Here is a 16,908-nt window from a genome sequence, read left to right as displayed (position 1 = left end):
AGCTCTTCAGCGCCGATGGTAGTTGGGGGCTTCCCCCTGTGAGAGTAGGACGTCGCTAGGCACAAAGCACAATTCAATTGGGTTGTGCTTTTTTTGATTCTGATGATTATTATTTAAAGTTAGTTAAACCTTATTGCATGAAATTTGATTAATATCCCATGGTATTGTGTAAATAAGAGCTTCACAGTGCTCCAAAGTCATAAAAACGATGATTTTTGTATAAATAAGGGCTTCACAGGTCCCTTTTCCCACGGTACTCTCTAAAGCTGCTTTAACCCCTGCTCTAAAACAACATTGCCTATAAACTATCTTCTAAATGATTGAGCCATAATCTGATATTTGTCTGAAGAGCAACACTACTGAATTCACCGTCTAATGCCCATGTAGGAAAGAAAGGTTTAATGGAAGCACAATCCAAATAGGTTGTGCTTTTTTAGTATGTAAAACGGATAAGTGTAAAATTACAATGTGAATATATTATTTGATGTACCAAATAATGTAACATCATAACAATTTCTAAAGCAGTACAAGCTATTAATAACCACAAACTAAGGAGAGATCCGTTAATGAATAAGTCTAAAAAAGAGCCATTGTTTCAGAGTAGTGAGGTTATCAATGATAAGCGTAAAGGTTATTATGGAATGGACCCAGAACAGAGTCTTCTTTCAGTTAGTTTTGCAACAACTGAAAATGAATACTTAAATGAACATTACCAAGAGGATCCAAAAGAAGATCAAGAGGAGTAACTCGTTACTAATTCTTGGTTTCATAAAAAACATGCTCTGCCTCAATTGACTTACCAATATGAAGAATACCATAGGAAAAGTGAGTTTGCTTGCGTTTATCAGTCGCAGATCCAGGATTAAATAGTAACATGCCTTCTACTTTTTTTATTAAAGGAATGTGTGAGTGTCCGAAAATAATGCAATCCACATGATCTTCTTTAAATGCAGCGAGTGCTCGCTTTTCCGTTGTCCATTTTTGACCATGGCCATGAACTACACCGATTTTAAAGTCACAAATTGGTATGATCAGTTTTTCTTTAAAGTGACTTTTGATGTCTGGACCATCGACGTTACCAAAAACGCCTACAACCCTTGCATATTTAGATAACTCTTTAAACACTGAAATGGTTTGCCAATCTCCTGCATGAATGATTAAATCAGCAGATTTAAGGTCTTTAAGCAACCTTGGGGGAAGTTCTTTAGCCTTTTTTGGCATATGTGTATCGGATACAACTACAATATTCATTCATTAAAACTCCTCTGTATATTAAAGTACCGTCATAGACAAGTTTATACTAATACATATTCGATTATATTAATATACTGTTGATTTCCGAATAAAATAAGCGTATTAATTGCTCTTTATTGTACAAAAATTTTATAGTTAACATGAAAGGAGTGATTGTGGTATGACGGTGAATAGTGAGCGGTCGATATTAAAAAAATGGGATGCTACTCATCAAATGAGGAGTTCTGGTCATAAGCAAGGGTGGGTGTTAGAGCCTGGGCATTGGTACGACTTTGATCCGTTTTTATTGATGGCTGAAGATTGGTTTAAAAAAGGAACGTTTGGCTTTCATCCTCACAAAGGAATGGAAACTGTTACATATGTAATAGATGGAGAATTGGAACATAAGGACAGTAATGGTGGTTCAGGTCTCTTAAAAGGGGGAGATGTGCAGTGGATGACTGCAGGGCAAGGAATAAGTCATATTGAGGACCCCATTGAAGGTAGTACGGTACATAGCTTACAGCTTTGGGTGAACCTCTCAAAATCAAATAAATCAGCAAGTCCACGCTACCAAGATTTATATAGGAGAAACATGCCAGAAATAATTGAAGATGGAGCCACTATCCGTTTATTTTCTGGTAATTACGGAACATATCAAGCTGAAACTTTAAATTATACCCCTGTTACGATGATTGATTTTGAACTTTCAGAAGGAAAAACAATATTGCCAGACATTCCTAAAAGTTATAATGGTTTTATATATATTCTCCAAGGTAGAGGGTTGTTTGGAAAAGAAGAAATAAAAGGTGAACAAAACCAAGTAATATGGTTAGGACAAAGTGATAAGCATGAAGGAGGTATAGATTATATTCGAATAAAAAGCAGTAGTGAAAAATTGCATGGGATCCTTTTAGCTGGAGAACCAATTAAAGAACGAGTTGTAGCGAATGGCCCATTTGTCATGAATTCAGAAGAAGAAATCCGACAAGCGTTTTCTGATTTTCATAGTGGGAAGTTTCAATAAAGAACTAAAGATATTAACAAAAACCCTTCTAACATTAGAGTAAGGGATTTACTTGTGAGGTGCAAAACGGTAAATCGCAGACCAAATCAAATAGCAAATCACATAAACTTCACAGTTAAAAAGGCTTAGAGAGGTAGTGACCCCAAAAAGTTAGAGTTAAATATCTAACTTCTGGGGTGCAGTACCAGATACAAATATCACTAAGCCTTTTTTGAATTTTCCTATTTTCACGAAAGCACCCGTAAGATGTACAAGTTCATTAGACGATAATGCGAGTTTGATAAATAAGCGGAGAAATTTCTCTTAATTAGGAAATAGCACCGAAAAAGGCTTAAATAGACGGATAGATTACGACTATTGACTCGAAAAGCGTGAAAATTGTTAATTCTGTTTTGCTTAATCGGAAAAACTTCGCTTAAATCCCCCGAACCGATCTCTATTCTGCATTCTAACCGAAAAATCTCCGCTTATTTTAGATATCACTGGTTACTCAAATAAGGATAAGACTTCTTACTAAATCACAAATGTTTCACATACCCTCCAATAATTATTTCATCCCCTGTGATTAACAACGTGAATTACGACAAAATAAGCAATTAAAATTTGCAAAAATGTTGATAAATCAATAAAAAACGCACCGTGAATTAAATCGTGAATTCAAGTGCGGTTTCATATGTGTTTTACAATGCTTGCACCTCTAAAGTAAACCCGTTAACATTAGAGGGGTTTGTTTTTTCCAAGTAATTAGTTTAATCTCGATATTTACCATCAATACTTACCTTCAAAAAAGAGAAATAATAAAGTAGGAAATTAATTATTTAAAGGAGCTAACACTTATGAAAAGAAAACATCTATTGATTACAATTATTGGCTTATTACTTCTCTTTTTGGGTGCTTGTGGCCAATATAGTGGAAATGTTTTTGAAGCTGATCAAGGAGCGGCAATTGAAGGTGACGATGTTGGATATGGGCAAGTGTCGAGCCAAGTAACCACAATTCCAAGTGAGGAATATCCTCACACGAAAGCAGTTCAAGTTCAACATGCAAAGTATGAATTTATTATCGATGGTCAAGGACAGCAGACTCCTGGACAAGGACGCGCTGCTCAATTTACACAAGAAGATATAGAACGCCTTTTACCAGAAGACATTACAAGACATCTTCCCGAAGGACGACAACTAACACGAGAAGACATTGCGAGACTTTTACCTGAAGGAGCTCAGTTATCACCAGAAGACATTCAACGTCGCTTGCGTGAAGGTGTTGCACAACGACCAGGTACGCAACAACCTGCACCCCAACAGCCAGAAGCAACACCACAGCAACCAGAGGCTGCGCCACAAGAACCGACAGAGCAACCTCAAGAAGAACCTGCTGTGGATACACCAGCTCAACCTGAACAACGTGCAGAAGGAATTAGTCAAATAGAACAGCAAGTTATCGACTTAACGAATGCTGAAAGAAGAAGAGCTGGACTATCTGATTTACAGGCGGATACGTCATTAAGTAATGTAGCACGTGCTAAATCAAATGATATGCAAGAAAATAACTATTTTTCACATACGAGTCCTACTCACGGTTCACCGTTTGATATGATTCGTGACTTTGGTGTAGATTATAATTCAGCAGCTGAAAACATTGCTCAAGGACAACAATCTGCAGAACAAGTCGTACAAGCATGGATGAATAGTGAAGGACATCGCGCTAACATTATGAATGGAAACTTCACCCATATTGGTGTTGGACATAATGGAAACGGGAACTACTGGACGCAAATGTTTATTAGCAGGTAGTGTTAAGTTGATAATATAGATACAACGTGTAAAAATAGTGGACCATGTCGGTTCACTATTTTTAAATATAAAAAATTGGACAAACTGATTAGTGCTATAGATATAGAAGGGAATCAGTTCAATTAGTGGATGGAAACAAAACACTCTTCCTATATAATAAAAAGATGATTAATTATAGGGGGAAGTTATGGGAAAGTTTGGATATATGTTAATTGGAGCCTTGTTTACATTAATTCTTTCATTCAGCTATCTTGTATTAGCGGATAGTTTTAATGCAGACCCTTATTATAAGGATACTTCAACAACGGTAATGAGTGAAGATGAGTATGACACATTTCACGATAATCAAAAAGATGAATTAGAAGAAACGGTTGTGGTTCAAGAAGAGCCAGTGTTTATAGCAGCAAATCATCAAGAAATAGAAGTACAGTTTCCTGTCAGTAATAAAAATAATAATGAGGGTGCTTTAACTTCTCAAGATGAAATTCAAGAAGTGATAAAAGAAGATATAGACGGTTCTGAAACAAAGCAAGAAATCTCAGCAAAGCAAGGAGAACCTTCATCCTTTTTGAACCATATCGAAAAGCTTGAGATCAAAATTAAAAATGATGACTTTGAGGTAAAAATCAAACAAGAACAGAAAAAGAAAAAAGATAAAGCAGAAGTGGAAATTAAGAACGGAAAAGAAAAAATGAAAATTAAAGGGGAAAAAGCGGAAGAGTTTCTTCTTCAAACATTCTCAAAAGTGCAGCTTAATTCTCCAGAAGACCTTCAGCAAGTGGTCAAAAACATTATAACTGCTTACGGTTATGACTGGGATTCAGTAGAAGTGGAAATAAAAGTTGAATCTAAAGACGATAATAAGTATGAGTATAAACATAAAAAGTAAATTCGTAAAAAGAGGTGTTCAAACTTAACTGAACACCTCTTTTTCTTATTTGACAAAACATAAATTTCCTAAGAAGCAAATATTAATACAGTATTATAAAACTCTATTTATAAAAAAATATTACTAATACTCTTACGATAAAAAAGTTGCCCTTATGAAAAATGTATTTAAGGAAAAGTGAGGGGTAAAAATGAAAATTAGACAAAAATTTTCAAATGGGTTGTTTGCTTATGTAGTATTAATCATCTTCCTCCTGTTGTTTCACTTTTTGCCAATACGGTAATGAGAAAACCCACCGTGTTGTAATCTGATCTGTATGTAGTCTTTCCAAAAAAATATTAGTGCCTATAGAATAATATTAACTAAGGGCGACCATAATGTTTTCAGCAAAGAAATCGTATCAAAAGGCTAGTGGAACACCTAACCACTCATCTTGTGAGGGAGGAGTTTGTCTAGCTTCACCGAAATAGAAAGAAGTAATTTAACCATAAAATAGTAATTAAATTACTACAAAGGAAGACTGTTTTCGGTGAAGTATACATATTCGGTACCTATTTATCAATTTACTTGCTAATTCTCTTTTTAGTTGAAAACTCTGGATGATAATTACCTTTATGAATGACTATGTGATGCAATTCTTTTCGGATTATGTTGGTTTCTTTTTAGTGGCTAAGCTTATCTAAATTCAATCTCTCTCACCACTAAATATATCTGATTATTTGAAAGGACTATTGATATGGCAGTCAATAGTTCTCTTATTTCTATTTATGCTTAGGAGGAGAGTTTTCCTTTGTCAATAAAGATTATTGCTTAAATTTTCTCCAGATCTAAAATATTGCTATTTCAATGAATAATCCTCCTTATTAAATAAAAAATAACTACGTACATAAAAATTAAGGAGATGACTATGTGAAAAAGAACGTTATGAAGTGGCTATTTATCATGGCTTTTCTATTCGGTGCTGTGCTACATCCGACGATGAGTTCTGCTGAAGAAAAGCCAGCTGCTGATGTCAAACAAGAGTGGTGGTTTAAGAAAGACAAAGATCATCCACGTGAAGTGGAAGGATTGCCTGATTTGCAGGGAGGCGATGAGGAGGCGGTGCGAGGACCGATTTCCAATATCGTTTTACAACAACGGTATCCAGATATCGTTATTTTACGTGGTCCTGATACAGCGAATCGAATTGCTTTGACTTTCGATGACGGCCCTGATCCTCGTTATACTGAGGGAGTCTTAGATGCTTTAGCCCGATATAATGTTCCAGCAACATTCTTTGTGATGGGGGCAAGAGCTGAAGCTTATCCAGATATCGTAAGACGAATGGTCAATGAAGGGCATATAGTAGGAAACCATAGCTATTGGCATCCGAACCTTGTAGAAGGAGATATGGCTACATTAGAAAGAGAAGTCATGCAAACTGAAGAGTTACTTAATCAAATTATTGGCTACCGTACAAGCCTGTTTCGTGCACCTTATGGCTTTTTAAATAATGAAGCTGTAGAAAAACTAGACGAACTAAATTATAATGTGATCGGTTGGTCGATTGATACACTCGATTGGCGTGAACCACCTCCCGAAGATATCGCATTTAGTGTGTTGAGTAATGCACATCCGGGTGCAATTGTACTTCTTCATGATGGTGCAGAGTGGGACGGAGATCGTACGAGTACCGTACAATCTCTTGATATAATGATCCCAGAACTTCAGGAATTAGGGTTTGAATTTGTGACAGTACCTGAATTATTAAATATCCCTTATCAGAAGTAATGAGCTCAATAATATAATAAAAGTGAAAAGAGCCTTGTAAGATTTTTTTCTTGCAGTGCTCTTTTTTCTTAGCTTTGATTAGGTATTCGATTTTTTCTTGGTTACTAAATAAATTTCTTTTTGAAAAAAATGATTTTGTTGTGGAATACATACCTGAACAAGAAGTAAAAAAAGATCGTTTGACGACCGTTTAATCAATTACATCTTTTGAATAAGGGTTATGATTTTCTGACATGCTATAAAAGTAAATTTTACCGTTTCTTACATATTAAATAACTTTAATAAACAAGGGAGTGTGCCATCGTGTCATCATCCAATCAACCTCATCAAACGTTTCCACCACAACATCAAAATCAGCAGCCAGGTATAGAATCGCAAATGAATCCTCACCCAACAGATGAAAATTATAGCTATAAAGGATCAGGGAAATTACAAGGGAAGGTTGCTATTATTACTGGAGCTGATAGTGGGATTGGTCGTGCAGTCGCTATCGGATATGCAAAAGAAGGGGCCGATGTTGTTAATGTATATTTAAGCGAACATTCGGATGCAGAAGAAACGAAGAAACAAGTAGAAGAGGAAGGAAGACGCTGTTTAAATATTGCTGGTGACTTAGGTGATGAAAGTTTTTGCGAAGATGTGATTAAGCAAACGATCAGTGAGTTTAATAAATTAGATATTTTAGTTAATAATGCAGCTGAGCAACATCCACAAACAGACTTTGAAAACATTACAAGTGAACAATTAGAGCGTACATTTCGAACGAATATGTTTTCTTTCTTCTATTTAACTAGAGCTGCACTTCCTCATTTGAAATCAGGAAGTAGCATTATAAATACCACTTCTGTTACAGCTTATAAAGGACACGAAAAGTTGATCGATTATTCAGCGACAAAAGGAGCCATTGTTACTTTCACTCGGTCATTATCGTTATCTTTAATTAAGAAGGGGATTCGAGTAAATGGTGTAGCTCCAGGACCAATTTGGACACCGCTTATTCCTTCGACATTTACAGCGCAGGAAGTTTCTGAGTTTGGAAGTACGACACCAATGCAACGAGCAGGTCAACCTGTTGAAATGGCACCAGCCTATATTTATCTAGCTAGTGAAGATTCCTCTTATATGTCGGGCCAAATCCTTCATTTAAACGGCGGAGTCATCGTCAACGGTTAAAAAAGGGTGCCAGGCACCTTTACCACTGTGTTGAAGTAAAGGTGGCTGGCACCAAAACAATTTCACTTTCACTCTTGAAAAGTCAAATAAGGTCAGTTATAATTAAATTACAATATAATAAATAAGGATCCCATAATTAATGGGATTTTTATTTATATAAAAGGTCAAAGATAGTCAAAATCAAAGAGGGGGTAGGTTGAATGATGCTATGTCAAAAATGTAATGCCAAACAAGCAAATGTAAAAATGGATGTTATGCTAAATGAGCAACATAAACAAATTCATTTATGTTCTAGTTGTTACAGTGAAGCCTACCAATCCTTAGGTTCAGGCCACTTTAACTTCAGTAATTACTTTGGAGATTTCTTTAATTCTTTTGAATCGTCTCAACACCTGCCGAAAGGTGAACACCAACAATCAATAAAGCAGATGCCTCCAAAACAAGGAGAAGGAAATGGTTTCCTAGACCAACATGGCCGTAACTTAACACGTGAAGCCAGAGATGGACGCATTGACGCTGTAATTGGCCGTGACAAAGAGATTGAGCGAACAATTGAAATTTTGAATCGTCGTAATAAAAATAACCCAGTATTAATTGGTGAAGCAGGAGTAGGTAAAACAGCGATTGTGGAAGGTTTCGCGCTAAAAATCGTAAAAGGTCAAGTTCCTGCTAAGTTGAAAAATAAAGAAGTTTACACATTAGATATTAATTCACTCGTTGCTGGTACAAGCTACCGCGGACAATTCGAGGAGAAAATGAAAGAATTAATTACTGAACTACAGCAACGAGCAGATGTCATTTTATTTATCGATGAGTTGCACATGATGGTAGGTGCAGGAAGCTCTGCAGAAGGTTCGATGGATGCAGGTAACATCTTAAAGCCTGCATTAGCACGGGGAGATATGCAAATCATTGGAGCAACAACGCTAAAAGAATATCGAATGATTGAGAAAGACCAAGCATTAGAGCGTCGTTTTCAGCCTGTTATTGTTAAAGAGCCGACAGAAGACGAAGCGTTCGAAATCTTAAAAGGAATTCGACCAGCATATGAGGTCTACCATAATGTTAAATATTCAGATGAAGTATTAAAAGCTTGTGTCACTCTTTCAAAACGGTACATTCAAGACCGTTTCTTACCAGACAAGGCGATTGATTTGCTTGACGAAGCAGGTTCAAAGCTAAATCTATCACAAGCTGAACCAGGTAAAGAAAACCTAGAACAACGCTTGAAAGAAATTGAAAGAGAAAAACAAATTGCGGCACAGCAAGAGAAATACGAAAAAGCAGCAAACCTTCGCAAAGAGGAGCTAGAAATTAAGACTACGCTAGAACAAGTGCAAACATATGAACAAGCTACAGAAGTAACAGTCGAACACATTCAAGCCATCATTGAAGCAAGTACAGGTATCCCTGTTAGAAAACTTCAAAAAGATGAACAATCGAAAATGAAAGACTTGCCAAAACGACTTGCTCATAAAGTCATTGGCCAAGAAAAAGCGATTGAACAAGTAGCCAATGCAGTAATGAGAGCTAGAGTAGGTCTAAAACCAAAACACCGTCCAACAGCTTCATTCCTATTTGTTGGACCAACGGGAACAGGTAAAACAGAGCTGACAAAAACGCTAGCTGAAGAGTTGTTTGGAAGTAAAGACTCAATGATTCGCTTGGATATGAGTGAATATATGGAGAAGCATTCAGTTTCGAAATTAATCGGTTCACCTCCTGGTTATGTTGGCCATGATGAAGCTGGTCAATTAACTGAACAAGTTCGTCGAAACCCTTATTCTATCGTACTATTAGACGAAATTGAAAAAGCCCATCCAGATGTCATGAATGTCTTCTTGCAAATCATGGAAGATGGTCGTTTAACAGATAGCCAAGGAAGAGTCGTTAACTTTAATGAAACAGTTATTATTATGACATCAAATGCAGGGGTGACAGATAAGAAAAAGCCTGCAATTGGTTTTGGAGCTTCGCCATCAGTTGAAGAAACGATGGTTCAACTAGAAACATTAAAAAACTACTTTAAACCAGAGTTCCTAAATCGTATTGACTCCATTATCGAGTTTAAGCACCTATCAAAAGAAAACTTAGTTCAAATTGTCGATATTATGCTAGAAGAGTTGAAAACAACATTGAAGGAGCAAGGTATTTCTATTGATGTTGCGACAGAAGCGAAAGAAAAAATTGCTGAATTTGGATACCATCCAGAATTTGGAGCTAGACCATTGCGTCGTGCTATTCAAGACCACATTGAAAATAAAATTACAGCATTAATGATTGAAAATGAACAAGTCGATAAAATTTCCGTATCGACCGAAGATAATCAATTAAAAGTAAATTAAAATTAGTAGTAAAGAGAGGTTGCAGTTCGCTGCAGCCTCTCTTTCTTATCTTTTTCGTAAGTCGAAAAACTAGAAAAGCGGCTTTACAAGGTGTAAAATAACGCTGACCAATATTTAGAGCTACTAATAAGATAGTTTATTTTTATTTACATATAATACGTACTATAAGAGGTGAAAGAAATGAGCCAGAAACAATTAAGTGATATTACGTTTTCTGTGTTAGATCTTGCTCCAATCGTTAGTGGAGGTTCAGCTACGGAGTCTTTTCGAAATAGTATAGATCTTGCCCAACATGTTGAAAAGTGGGGTTATCGACGTTTTTGGGTGGCTGAACATCATAATATGCCAGGGATAGCAAGTTCTGCAACGTCTGTATTAATAGGATATATAGCAGGTGGTACATCCAAAATACGAGTAGGTTCAGGTGGCATTATGCTACCAAACCATGCCCCGTTAGTTATTGCCGAGCAGTTTGGAACGTTAGAATCAATGTACCCAGGAAGAATTGACCTTGGATTAGGACGAGCACCAGGAAGTGATCAGTATACAGCGTTTGCGTTAAGAAGAGATTTACGAAGTGGACATGATTTTCCAGAGCAGCTAGAGGAATTGCGTGCTTATTTTGACCCAAGTATTGCAACTGATAATATGCGAGTAAGAGCGTACCCTGGAGAAGGTTTAAATATTCCAATCTGGCTTCTAGGGTCTAGTGGTTTTAGTGCACAATTGGCAGGGAAGCTTGGATTACCTTTTGCTTTTGCTAGTCATTTTGCCCCAGAGTATACGATACCTGCCCTGAACTTATATCGTGAAAGCTTCCAACCATCGGAAGTCCTGCAAGAACCGTATGCAATGGTAGGGGTAAACGTCATTGCTGCGGATACTGATGAAAAAGCACAGTGGCTTTCAACATCGCATCAGCAGGCTTTTCTTAGTCTCATTAGAAATCAGCCAAGTCAATTGCAACCACCAATTAAGTCGATGGAACAACTATGGACGAGTATGGAAAAAGATGCAATAGAAAAACAGTTAGGATCTTCTGTTATTGGAAGTCCTCAAACGGTAAAAGAAAAACTCCAAGCGTTTTTAGATGAAACCCAAGCAGATGAAATGATAATAAACAGTCACATATACGACCATCAGGAGCGACTACGCTCATATGAAATTATAAAAGAAGTAGCATTTGGATAAATATTTATTTAGGTAGTAAAAAGAGTTAATTCTTCATAAAAAAGCTCTCACTGATCTTAATACATCAGTAAGAGCTTTTTTAGTAAGCAGTTTTCCTTCAAGTCAATTAATAATTAATTTAATGATGTATATTAAGTATAATAAATGATGAAATGGTCACCCTTGAACTTCGTATTATGAAAATTATCTCTTTATTGCCTTCAATCTATTATACAAAGTAGCTCGAGATATTCCTAATAATTTGGCTGCTGCTGTTTTATTACCATATGTCAACTTTAACGCGTTCGCAATTTTATCATCTAAATCTATGTTAGGTGTGTTTTTATCAATCGTATCAATGCTTTGAATAGGTTGTTTTACAAAATTGCTTGGTAGGTGCTTTGGTTCAATACGTTCATTTTCTTCAGCTAAAATAATTAACCTCTCAATCATATTTCGTAGCTGTCTCACGTTTCCTTGCCAAGGATGTTGCAGAAACATATACATTACTTCGGGATCTAGTTCTGGAATAGGTGTCTTATATTTAATTGAGAATTCTTGTAAAAATAATTGAACCAGTTCTGGAATATCTTCTTTCCGCTCACGTAGCGGTGGAACAGATATTGAAATGACATTTAAACGGTAATATAAATCTTCGCGAAAACTACCTTCTTCAATCATCTTGTCCAAATCCCGATGTGTTGCTGCGATAATTCGAACGTCCGTCGGAATAGGGTGAGTACCACCGACACGATAAAATTGTTTTTCTTGCAGCACACGGAGTAGTTTTACTTGAACTTCTAACGGCATTTCCCCGATCTCATCTAAGAAGATTGTTCCGCCCAGAGCAGCATCAAACTTTCCTTTTTTTCCACCCTTTACTGCACCAGTAAATGCTCCTTGTTCATAACCGAAAAGATCACTTTCAATTAAGGCTGTAGGTATGGCCCCGCAATTGATAGCCACAAAAGGTTCTTTCGTACGCGGACTCGCTTTATGTATTGCTTCAGCAAATAATTCCTTCCCAACTCCACTTTCACCAGTTATTAGAACCGTTGCTTCGGTTTTAGATACTTTTTTGACGAGATAAAGCGCATCTTGTAACACAGGACTTCTTCCTTTTATTTTACTAAAAGGAGACTGCTCGTTTTGCGCATTTCTTTCTAGTTCATGGAGGGATGCCGCTGTCGAAGAAAGTTCGTCATTTAACTTTACGATATCAGTAATGTTTCTTTCGACTGAAATGCCGCCCACTACATTATCATCTACCACAATAGGAGAAGTATTTATTAACACATGTACGTCAGGTTTAGGCTGATTGTACTTTTTTATAACGCCTTTTCTTTCATTGATAGTTGACATGAGAACGACAGACTCAGTTTCAAAGAAGCTCGTGATTGATTTACCTTTTACATTATCAGAAGTTAATCCATATATCTCCACAGCTTTATGATTCCATGATTGAATAAGGCCCTTTTTATCTACTACCGTGATCGCATCATCAACGGATTCTAGTAGAGTATTGTAATGGGTCCATGTTACCTTCCATTGCCTCCAAATTTCCTTGACCAGTAGGGGATAGGGAACCCAAGCAACTTCGCTCCCGTTTTCATCCTCTAGAACAATATCTTTATCTTGTAAACTTGTGATTTCTGATAGCATCGTATGAGAGGGGTAACGCTCCATATTCACATATGACTTATCTTTTTCTAAGGGTAGTGCTATTGAAGATAGCGTTATGTTCAAACTCATAATCAACACCTCCACAAACATCGATATACCAATAACGTAACCGCTTACATATAAATGAACAAAAGTGTAAAGTGATTTGACACTTTAGACATAATTGTATAACTAATTCTACAAAATTTCTATTCTATTTATAGCGGAATTTAGATTTATAGCGACTTTGACGTTTCAGTAAGACTTGGCACAGTAATTGCATTTAGAATAGTGAAGTGAGGATGTAGAACTTTCACTAATAAGGTCTTTAACGAGTGAAGTGTTCATACCCATATAAAAAATCTTTTTAGGAGTGATTAAATTGTTACCAACATATAAGCATGAGCCATTTACTGACTTTAATATTGAAGAAAATAAAAAAGCTTTTGAAGCCGCATTGGAGTATGTAGAGGGACAACTCGGAAAATCTTATGACCTGGTTGTAGGTGGAGAGCGTATTTCAACAGAAGCAAAAATTACATCATATAACCCAGCAAATAAAGAAGAAGTAATTGGGATTGTTTCAAAAGCAAATAAAGACATTGCTGAAAAAGCAATGGATATTGCTCATGAAACTTTTGAGTCTTGGAGAAAGACATCACCAGAAGAACGTGCCAACATTTTAGTACGTGCAGCAGCAATAGTTCGTCGTCGTAAGCATGAGTTTTCGGCATACCTCGTTAAGGAAGCTGGAAAGCCTTGGAAAGAAGCTGATGCTGATACAGCAGAAGCAATTGATTTTCTAGAGTATTATGCGCGTCAAATGATTGCTATTAAAGATGGTAAGCCAGTTAATAGTCGTGAAGGTGAGCACAATCGTTATTTCTATACCCCAACGGGTGTGACTGTGGTTATTTCACCGTGGAATTTTGCATTTGCGATTATGGCAGGTACCACAGTGGCTCCGATCGTAACAGGGAACACAGTATTATTAAAACCTGCAAGTACAACACCTGTAGTCGCTGCAAAGTTTGTAGAAGTACTAGAAGAAGCAGGTCTTCCAAAAGGGGTTGTAAACTTCATACCTGGTAGTGGTGCAGAAGTTGGAGATTACTTAGTTGACCATCCGAAAACAGCATTAATAACATTTACAGGTTCACGTGAGGTTGGAACAAGATTATACGAGCGTGCAGCAGTTGTGCATCCTGGCCAAAACCACTTGAAACGAGTAATCGTTGAAATGGGTGGAAAAGACACGGTTGTAGTTGACAAAGAAGCTGATCTTGATTTAGCTGCCGAGTCGATCGTCGTTTCAGCATTTGGTTTTTCTGGACAAAAGTGTTCTGCTGGCTCCCGTGCAGTTATTCACGAGGACGTATATGAAGAAGTTTTAAACAAAGTTATTAAATTAACAAACGATTTAACAGTTGGGGATCCAACGAACAATGATAATTACATGGGACCAGTTATTGATGAAGCTTCTTTTAACAAAATTATGGGATACATTGAAATTGGGAAAGAGGAAGGTCGTCTTGTAGCAGGGGGGACTGGTGATCTTTCTAAAGGTTACTTCATTCAACCAACAGTATTTGCTGATCTAGACCCTCAAGCTCGTATTATGCAAGAAGAAATATTTGGACCAGTCGTTGCATTAGCGAAAGCGAAAGACTTTAAAGATGCTATTGAAATCGCGAACAACACAGAGTACGGATTAACTGGTGCAGTTATTACGAAAAACCGCGAGCATATCGAAATTGCAAAACGTGACTTCCACGTTGGTAACTTATATTTTAATCGTAATTGTACAGGGGCAATTGTTGGTTACCATCCGTTTGGTGGATTTAAAATGTCTGGAACAGATTCAAAAGCTGGAGGACCAGATTATTTAGTGCTTCACATGCAAGCAAAAACAGTATCAGAAATGTATTAATTTATATAGAAATGCAGTGGAATGGGTTTAGCTCATTTCACTGCTTTCTCTCTAATCGGAAAAATATCTTTTATATGTTTAATGGTATTTTGGTTTGTAAGCGAGGTTTTAGATAAAACAGTAAGTTCATATACGGAGGGGTATATATGGTATTAGACCAACCAATGAGATTATTCTTCATGTATCTTTCAAAAAACAAATCTATGAATAAAGCCGCAAAACAATGGGGTTTAAAATTTGGTGCATCCCAAGTAGTTGCAGGCAAGAGCATTGAAAGCGCTATCGAAAAAGTAAAAGAATTAAATAATAAAGGTCTTGTTTGTACGTTAGACCACCTAGGGGAGTTTGTAGATAATAGAGAAGAAGCGTTAGAAGCAACAGAGTATTGTATTAAAACATTAGATGCCATCGCTGCAAGTGGAGCGAACTGTAATCTTTCACTGAAAATGACACAACTTGGTTTAGATATTTGTGATGAATTTTGTTTAGAGAATATGCGTCGGATCGTTAAAACAGCAAAAAACTATAACAACTTTGTTCGTATTGACATGGAGGATTACTCACATTGTCAACAAACTTTAGATATTTTAGCTACATTAAGACAGGAATTTGATAATGTAGGAACGGTCATTCAAGCGTATTTGTTTAGAGCAGACCAAGATATTGCTAATTTAAAAGGTGTTTCATTAAGACTTGTAAAAGGGGCTTATAAAGAATCAGCAGATGTAGCGTATCAAGATAAAAAACAAGTAGATGAAAACTATTTAACTATTATAAAAAAACATCTCCAAAGTGGAAGTTACACAGCGATTGCAACACATGATCATCAAATCATTGATGAAATTAAAAAGTTCACCAAAGAAAATAACATCCCAAAGAGTCAATTTGAGTTTCAGATGTTATACGGATTTAGAACAAATTTACAGTTAGAACTTGTAAAAGAAGGGTACACGACTCGTGTGTATGTACCTTTTGGACAAGATTGGTTTGGTTATTTTATGAGAAGAATGGCAGAGCGACCACAAAATGTGAGCTTCGCGTTAAGAGGTCTAATTTCAAAGTAAAGCAACTTGCCGTGAAGTAGGAAGGAAGGTCAACCAGTACCAAGGCTCTGGGTGACCTTATTTGTATTGGCTATTGAAAAATTGTTTTTTTAATTATTAAATAGAAGGGGAAAACTATTTTAGTGTCTTCTAATAACACACCCTTGATAAACTTCTTCTATATAGTGGTCATTTCCATCGTTAATAGTTCGTGTAACAATTTTAGAGAGCATGTTCTCTTCTATCATCGAATGGATATATAAATAATCCGATGTTCCCTGTTTCGTTTGTTCTCTTTCTTCATAGGATTTCAATTCGTAGTAGGAAATTGCTTTCCTAACTACTTCTTTAATATTGCTCATATCAACTTCATTAACCTCGTTTATGTGAGAAGTGACCTCGTTTACAAATTGTTCAATATTTTTTTTCATGGTTCTCTTCCTTTCAATGGGTGCCCTCTAGTAGCTTTTAGCCACAGCATAACTTATAGGAAGATTAAAGACAATTGCTATAGTATTGGTAGAAGTATTTTGTTGGTGGTAAGCTGTTGAGATGAATATAAGTATTTCCAAATCTTACATTAAAAAAGTTATTGCTTTTATAATCCCTTTTTGATATATTATTACTTGTCGCTTCTAACGGCAGCGTATTTACCGAAACAGCAATCGATAAAAATATAAAAAGTATTGCGTCTAATAAATCATTTCGGTATAATAAAAAAATTTATCGCTCCTATAAAGGAGTTTGGTATTAAAAACAACTTACCAAAAATTAGTTGTTGATCAAATGTTGCTAACGTGGTAAGATATAATTCCTGTCGCTAACAACGACATAAAAAGTTCTTTGAAAACTGAACAAAAAGCCAAGCGAAAT

The 16,908-nt window shown here is 36.3% G+C and carries 13 protein-coding genes; 10 read left to right on the top strand and 3 right to left on the bottom strand.

Annotated elements, in window-relative coordinates; all coding sequences use genetic code 11:
* The first annotated feature begins 566 nt into the window (after positions 1–566).
* Positions 567–746: a hypothetical protein gene (locus tag GKP30_RS23085; protein ID WP_216831825.1), complete on the top strand. Its 180-nt coding sequence runs from the start codon at positions 567–569 to the stop codon at positions 744–746.
* A 7-nt stretch (positions 747–753) separates the two neighbouring features.
* On the opposite strand, the gene GKP30_RS23080 is transcribed toward GKP30_RS23085, so the two are convergent.
* Positions 754–1,251, bottom strand: a complete 498-nt coding sequence (locus tag GKP30_RS23080; RefSeq protein ID WP_216831824.1) for a metallophosphoesterase family protein — start codon at positions 1,249–1,251, stop codon at positions 754–756.
* Between the two features lie 163 nt (positions 1,252–1,414).
* Here GKP30_RS23080 and GKP30_RS23075 point away from each other — a divergent pair, with 163 nt between their 5' ends.
* From GKP30_RS23075 to GKP30_RS23045, 7 genes are all read left to right on the top strand, one after another.
* On the top strand, positions 1,415–2,260 hold the full coding sequence (locus tag GKP30_RS23075) for a pirin family protein (protein ID WP_216831823.1): 846 nt from the start codon (positions 1,415–1,417) through the stop codon (positions 2,258–2,260).
* 836 nt (positions 2,261–3,096) lie between these two features.
* On the top strand, positions 3,097–4,053 hold the full coding sequence (locus GKP30_RS23070) for a CAP domain-containing protein (protein ID WP_216831822.1): 957 nt from the start codon (positions 3,097–3,099) through the stop codon (positions 4,051–4,053).
* A 187-nt stretch (positions 4,054–4,240) separates the two neighbouring features.
* Complete coding sequence (locus GKP30_RS23065) at positions 4,241–4,942, top strand: YusW family protein (protein ID WP_216831821.1); 702 nt, start codon at positions 4,241–4,243, stop codon at positions 4,940–4,942.
* Between the two features lie 909 nt (positions 4,943–5,851).
* Positions 5,852–6,712 (top strand): polysaccharide deacetylase family protein, encoded by an 861-nt coding sequence (locus tag GKP30_RS23060; protein WP_328703203.1) that lies wholly within the window; start codon positions 5,852–5,854, stop codon positions 6,710–6,712.
* A 303-nt stretch (positions 6,713–7,015) separates the two neighbouring features.
* Entirely contained in the window at positions 7,016–7,885 is an 870-nt protein-coding gene (locus GKP30_RS23055; RefSeq protein ID WP_216831820.1) for an SDR family oxidoreductase, read from the top strand.
* 203 nt (positions 7,886–8,088) lie between these two features.
* Positions 8,089–10,230, top strand: coding sequence for an ATP-dependent Clp protease ATP-binding subunit (locus tag GKP30_RS23050; RefSeq protein ID WP_216831827.1), 2,142 nt, complete (start codon positions 8,089–8,091; stop codon positions 10,228–10,230).
* 180 nt (positions 10,231–10,410) lie between these two features.
* Complete coding sequence (locus GKP30_RS23045; RefSeq protein ID WP_216831819.1) at positions 10,411–11,421, top strand: LLM class flavin-dependent oxidoreductase; 1,011 nt, start codon at positions 10,411–10,413, stop codon at positions 11,419–11,421.
* Between the two features lie 183 nt (positions 11,422–11,604).
* Here GKP30_RS23045 and GKP30_RS23040 read toward each other — a convergent pair whose 3' ends face one another.
* Positions 11,605–13,152, bottom strand: a complete 1,548-nt coding sequence (locus GKP30_RS23040; RefSeq protein WP_216831818.1) for a sigma-54 interaction domain-containing protein — start codon at positions 13,150–13,152, stop codon at positions 11,605–11,607.
* A gap of 292 nt (positions 13,153–13,444) precedes the next feature.
* Here GKP30_RS23040 and pruA point away from each other — a divergent pair, with 292 nt between their 5' ends.
* Together pruA and GKP30_RS23030 are read left to right on the top strand one after the other, a co-directional pair.
* Positions 13,445–14,992, top strand: a complete 1,548-nt coding sequence (gene pruA, locus GKP30_RS23035) for an L-glutamate gamma-semialdehyde dehydrogenase (protein WP_216831817.1) — start codon at positions 13,445–13,447, stop codon at positions 14,990–14,992.
* A gap of 146 nt (positions 14,993–15,138) precedes the next feature.
* On the top strand, positions 15,139–16,056 hold the full coding sequence (locus tag GKP30_RS23030; protein ID WP_236035314.1) for a proline dehydrogenase family protein: 918 nt from the start codon (positions 15,139–15,141) through the stop codon (positions 16,054–16,056).
* A 119-nt stretch (positions 16,057–16,175) separates the two neighbouring features.
* On the opposite strand, the gene GKP30_RS23025 is transcribed toward GKP30_RS23030, so the two are convergent.
* Complete coding sequence (locus GKP30_RS23025; RefSeq protein ID WP_216831816.1) at positions 16,176–16,466, bottom strand: DUF6407 family protein; 291 nt, start codon at positions 16,464–16,466, stop codon at positions 16,176–16,178.
* Positions 16,467–16,908 lie beyond the last annotated feature (442 nt).

The sequence above is a fragment of the Alkalihalobacterium elongatum genome (genome assembly GCF_019024285.1).
In the GTDB taxonomy this organism is placed as follows: Bacteria; Bacillota; Bacilli; order Bacillales; family Bacillaceae_F; genus Alkalihalobacterium; species Alkalihalobacterium elongatum.
The sequence above is the reverse complement of the archived record's forward strand: the minus strand, read 5'-3'. Positions and strand labels throughout refer to the sequence as shown.

Excerpts from the sequence above, each read along its gene's own strand:
- GKP30_RS23085 (WP_216831825.1), top strand. The coding sequence starts at position 567 with ATGAATAAGTCTAAAAAAGAGCCATTGTTTCAGAGTAGTGAGGTTATC.
- GKP30_RS23080 (WP_216831824.1), bottom strand. The coding sequence starts at position 1,251 with ATGAATATTGTAGTTGTATCCGATACACATATGCCAAAAAAGGCTAAA.
- GKP30_RS23075 (WP_216831823.1), top strand. The coding sequence starts at position 1,415 with ATGACGGTGAATAGTGAGCGGTCGATATTAAAAAAATGGGATGCTACT.
- GKP30_RS23070 (WP_216831822.1), top strand. The coding sequence starts at position 3,097 with ATGAAAAGAAAACATCTATTGATTACAATTATTGGCTTATTACTTCTC.
- GKP30_RS23065 (WP_216831821.1), top strand. The coding sequence starts at position 4,241 with ATGGGAAAGTTTGGATATATGTTAATTGGAGCCTTGTTTACATTAATT.
- GKP30_RS23050 (WP_216831827.1), top strand. The coding sequence starts at position 8,089 with ATGCTATGTCAAAAATGTAATGCCAAACAAGCAAATGTAAAAATGGAT.
- GKP30_RS23045 (WP_216831819.1), top strand. The coding sequence starts at position 10,411 with ATGAGCCAGAAACAATTAAGTGATATTACGTTTTCTGTGTTAGATCTT.
- GKP30_RS23040 (WP_216831818.1), bottom strand. The coding sequence starts at position 13,152 with ATGAGTTTGAACATAACGCTATCTTCAATAGCACTACCCTTAGAAAAA.
- GKP30_RS23030 (WP_236035314.1), top strand. The coding sequence starts at position 15,139 with ATGGTATTAGACCAACCAATGAGATTATTCTTCATGTATCTTTCAAAA.
- GKP30_RS23025 (WP_216831816.1), bottom strand. The coding sequence starts at position 16,466 with ATGAAAAAAAATATTGAACAATTTGTAAACGAGGTCACTTCTCACATA.